The sequence below is a fragment of the Rathayibacter sp. AY1D5 genome, assembly GCF_002932515.1.
GTDB lineage: Bacteria > Actinomycetota > Actinomycetes > Actinomycetales > Microbacteriaceae > Rathayibacter.
Map to the genome: position 1 here is coordinate 1 of NZ_PSVU01000096.1, position 3,857 is coordinate 3,857.

A 3,857-nucleotide genomic window follows, 5' to 3' on the forward strand; every position below is an offset into this window, starting at 1 on the left:
GCGCAGGAGACCGCGGCCGGTCGTAGACTCCCAGGGCCCGATCGCCGGACGGCCCGGGCGCACCCGCCGACCCGGAGGTTCCCCGTGACCACGACCGCCCCGGTGCCCGAGAGGCCCGCGCGGCCGGCCGCCGGCACGTCGTCCGCCGGGAAGAAGCGAGGAGCCTCCGGCTCCCGCACGCCCTCGGCGCCCCGTGCCGCATCCGCCCCGCGCACCCCCCGCCCGAAGCAGCCGCCCGCTCCGCCCTCGTCCGCGTGGATCGCCGGCGTCCGCGGCTCCGGCTTCACGCTGCTGGTGATGGGGATCATGATCCTCGCGGTGGTCGTGCTCGCCCCGAGCATCAAGAACTTCGTCGAGCAGCGCGCCGAGATCGCCGAGCTGCAGCGCTCGGTCGACGCGGCCAAGACCCAGGCGCAGAACCTCGACGAGCAGCGTACCCGCTGGTCCGACCCGGCGTTCATCCGCGCGCAGGCCCGCGAGCGGCTGTACTTCGTGATGCCCGGCGAGGTGAGCTACCTCGTGCTCGACGACGTGACGCTCGCCCAGCAGGCGCAGCAGCCCGCGAGCGACACGGTGCAGGAGACCCCGAGCGACTGGGCCGGCTCCCTGCTGTCCTCGATCGCGGTCTCGGGCCTCGGCGAGCCGACCGCCGATGAGCTGACACCGACTCCGTAGCTCCCGCCCTACCCGTCGCTCCCGCCCGGCCCCGCGTACACTGGAGCGTCCTCCCGGCCGTCCGTCCTCTGGAGCCCCCGTGACCACGCCCCCCTTCGATCCGCCGTCCGAGCGCGACATCGCGGTCGTCTCCGCCCAGCTGGGCCGTCCCGCCCGGGACGTCGTCGGGATCAGCGCACGCTGCGTCTGCGGCGACCCGACGGTGGTCTCCACGAGCCCCCGCCTGTCCGACGGCACGCCGTTCCCCACCTTCTACTACCTGACCCACCCCGCCGCGACGGCCGCGATCTCGCAGCTCGAGGCCACCCAGGTCATGGTCGAGTACAACGCGATGCTCGCCGAGGACGAGGAGCTGCGCGAGGCGTACGCCGCTGCGCACCGGGCGTTCCTGGCCGACCGCGAGAGCGTCGGCTCCGTCCCCGAGATCGCGGGCATCTCCTCCGGGGGCATGCCCTCGCGGGTGAAGTGCCTCCACGCCCTCGCCGCGCACGCCCTCGCGGCGGGCCTCGGCGTCAATCCGATCGGCGATCTGGCCCTGGCCCGCGCCGACTGGTCTCCCGAGCGCTGCGCCTGCAGGCCGCTCGACGCGTAGCCGCTCCTACCGGAGCCACGGAGGCGCCACCACCGGCGCGCTCTTCGCTAAGCTGATTCCCAGTCGGGGTCAGTGCTGCCCACCGCATCGAGAGCGGGCACTTCGCATTGCGTGAGGGTGTTCGCATTGTCCATCCCTCTTGGAGAGTCAACCGTGCCCAGAATCCTGATCGTCGGAGGCGGCTACGCCGGCTTCTACACCGCGTGGAAGCTCGAGAAGCAGCTCCGCCCGCACGAGGCAGAGGTCACGATCGTCGACCCGCTGCCCTACATGGCGTACCTGCCCTTCCTCCCCGAGGTCGCCGCGGGGTCGATCGAGCCGCGCCACGCGATCGTCTCGCTCCGCCGCCACCTCAAGAAGACCGCGATCCTCGCCGCCAAGGTGACGAAGATCGACCACGCGAACCGCACCGCGACGATCACCCCGACCGTGGGCGAGCCCTACGAGTTCGAGTACGACCAGATCGTCGTCACCGCCGGCTCCGTCTCGCGCACCTTCCCGATCCCGGGCGTCGCCGACAACGCGATCGGCCTGAAGACGATCGAGGAGGCGACCGCGATCCGCGACCGCATGCTCACGAACTTCGACAAGGCCGCGTCGCTCCCCGCCGGCCCCGAGCGCTCGCGCCTGCTGACCGTCACGGTCGTCGGCGGCGGGTTCGCGGGCATCGAGGTCTTCGCCGAGCTGCGCTCCTTCGCGAGCGCGCTGCTCAAGCGCTACCCCGAGATCGACTTCGAGGAGACGCAGTTCCACCTCATCGAGGCGATGGGCCGGATCATGCCCGAGGTCGCCCTCGAGACGAGCCACTGGGTGCTGAAGAACCTCGACCAGCGCGGCGCCACCGTGCACCTCGACACGCAGCTCAAGTCGGCCGAGAACGGCGTCATCCAGCTGTCGACGGGCGAGAGCTTCGAGTCGGACCTCATCATCTGGACCGCGGGCGTCATGGCGAACCCGTCGATCAAGAACTCCGACCTGCCCATCGAGGAGCGCGGCCGCCTGCGCGTGCGCGCCGACCTCCGCGTCGGCCACGACGACGTGCTCGTCGAGGGCGCCTGGGGCGCCGGCGACGCGACGGCCGTCCCCGACCTCACCGGCGGCGGCGTCGGCGGCTTCTGCGTGCCGAACGCCCAGCACGCCGTCCGCCAGGGCAAGCTCATGGCCAAGAACATCACCGCGGTGCTCCGCGGCGAGGAGCCGGTCGACTACGTGCACAAGAACCTCGGCGCGGTAGCGGGCCTGGGCATCGGCATCGGCGTGTTCCAGTCCGGCAAGATCGCCGTGAAGGGCTTCCCCGCCTGGGTGATGCACCGCGGCTACCACGGTCTCGCCATGCCCTCGTGGGAGCGCAAGTTCCGCGTGGTCTGGGGCTGGTGGAACAACCTCTGGCTCGGCCGCGACATCGCCTCGATCGAGGCCCGCGAGTACCCCCGCGGCTCCTTCGAGACCTACGCGTCGCGTCCGCGTCCGGCGGCCCCGGCCGCCGAGGCTCCGGCCGCGCAGGCCCCGGCGCAGATCCCCGGCCAGGCCGGTGCTCCGGTCCCGGTCGGCGGCGAGCCCGCCAAGTCCTGACACCGCCGCCGGGAGGGTCGCTCCTCCCGGTGGTCGCCCCCATAGCCCAATCGGCAGAGGCAGACGACTTAAAATCGTCTCAGTCTGGGTTCGAGTCCCAGTGGGGGCACTCCGTCCGACGTGCCGCTCTCTAGGCGGCGCGGGCGTGCGCGCTGCGTCGAGCGGGCTCGAGCAGCCCGGCCTCGAGGGCCTGGGTGATCTCGCCCGGGGTGCAGTCGGCGCAGAGCACGACGAGCTCCTCCTCGGTGTCGCGGCCGCCGGAGCGGTCGAGGACGACGGCGTCGGTTCCGCAGAGTGCGCATTCGATCATGCGGGTACCGTACGTCCGACCTCCGACATGCGCGCGGCAGCGCCCCGGCGCGTCTCGCCCGGATCCGGCAGGGCGCCGGGCGCGCCTCCGGACCGGTCGTCCTTCCGGCCGGAGGAGCCCGGTGTTCGGGAATCGGACGAGGATCCCGCGCGCCCGCGCCGCCTCGCCTAGAGTCGTCACCGGGCGGTTCCGAGCCCGGGCGCCCGCGTCCGGATGCGAGCCGCCCGGTCCACGGCGGGCGCCGGAACGGTCCCGCTTCTCGTGCCCGCGGGCACCGTCATGCACCGCCCGGCGACGGGCGGCCGGGAGGCCCCCATGGGGAAGCTGCTCTACGGAGCCTCGGGAGTCGAGATCGAGTTCGACGACCGCACGCTCACGCACGTCCAGATCGTCATCGCCAACAAGCTGCGCCGCCGCGAGAGCTTCTTCTTCTCCTGGCGGGACGACCCCGCGGTCGGCGACGGCCGCTCGAGCATCTGGCTCGACCCCTCCGTGCCCCTCTACTTCAAGTACTTCGGCGGACGGGTCCCCTCGATCAACCGCACCTGGATCGACCTGCTGACCGTCTCGGCGAACTCGTCCGGCGGGCTGCAGCTCGTGCAGGAGCCGGACGCCGCCCCCACCCCGCCGCCGAAGTACTTGAAGTAGAGGGGCACGGAGGGGTCGAGCCAGATGCTCGAGCGGCCGTCGCCGACCGCGGGGTCGTCC

5 protein-coding genes and 1 tRNA gene are annotated in these 3,857 nt (G+C 72.4%); 5 read left to right on the plus strand and 1 reads right to left on the minus strand.

Translation table 11 applies throughout. From position 1 onward, the window contains the following. The first annotated feature begins 84 nt into the window (after positions 1 to 84). The 4 genes from C5C82_RS18135 to C5C82_RS16850 all read left to right on the plus strand — a co-directional run bounded on the left by C5C82_RS18135 (position 85) and on the right by C5C82_RS16850 (position 2,948). Positions 85 to 675: a septum formation initiator family protein gene (locus tag C5C82_RS18135; RefSeq protein WP_258066169.1), complete on the plus strand. Its 591-nt coding sequence runs from the start codon at positions 85 to 87 to the stop codon at positions 673 to 675. Positions 676 to 754: 79 nt separating this feature from the next. Then, the gene (locus C5C82_RS16840) at positions 755 to 1,267 is read left to right on the plus strand and encodes a DUF501 domain-containing protein (RefSeq protein ID WP_104296233.1); all 513 of its coding nucleotides are present in this window, start codon (positions 755 to 757) and stop codon (positions 1,265 to 1,267) included. 153 nt (positions 1,268 to 1,420) lie between these two features. Next, a complete protein-coding gene (locus C5C82_RS16845) occupies positions 1,421 to 2,839 on the plus strand; it encodes an NAD(P)/FAD-dependent oxidoreductase (protein WP_104225019.1) in 1,419 nt (472 codons plus the stop codon). A 35-nt stretch (positions 2,840 to 2,874) separates the two neighbouring features. Beyond that, positions 2,875 to 2,948, plus strand: a tRNA-Leu gene (locus tag C5C82_RS16850). Positions 2,949 to 2,969: 21 nt separating this feature from the next. On the opposite strand, the gene C5C82_RS16855 is transcribed toward C5C82_RS16850, so the two are convergent. Beyond that, complete coding sequence (locus tag C5C82_RS16855; RefSeq protein ID WP_104225020.1) at positions 2,970 to 3,149, minus strand: hypothetical protein; 180 nt, start codon at positions 3,147 to 3,149, stop codon at positions 2,970 to 2,972. A 315-nt stretch (positions 3,150 to 3,464) separates the two neighbouring features. Here C5C82_RS16855 and C5C82_RS16860 point away from each other — a divergent pair, with 315 nt between their 5' ends. Continuing rightward, complete coding sequence (locus tag C5C82_RS16860; protein ID WP_104248109.1) at positions 3,465 to 3,797, plus strand: ATP-dependent DNA ligase; 333 nt, start codon at positions 3,465 to 3,467, stop codon at positions 3,795 to 3,797. Positions 3,798 to 3,857: the final 60 nt, after the last annotated feature.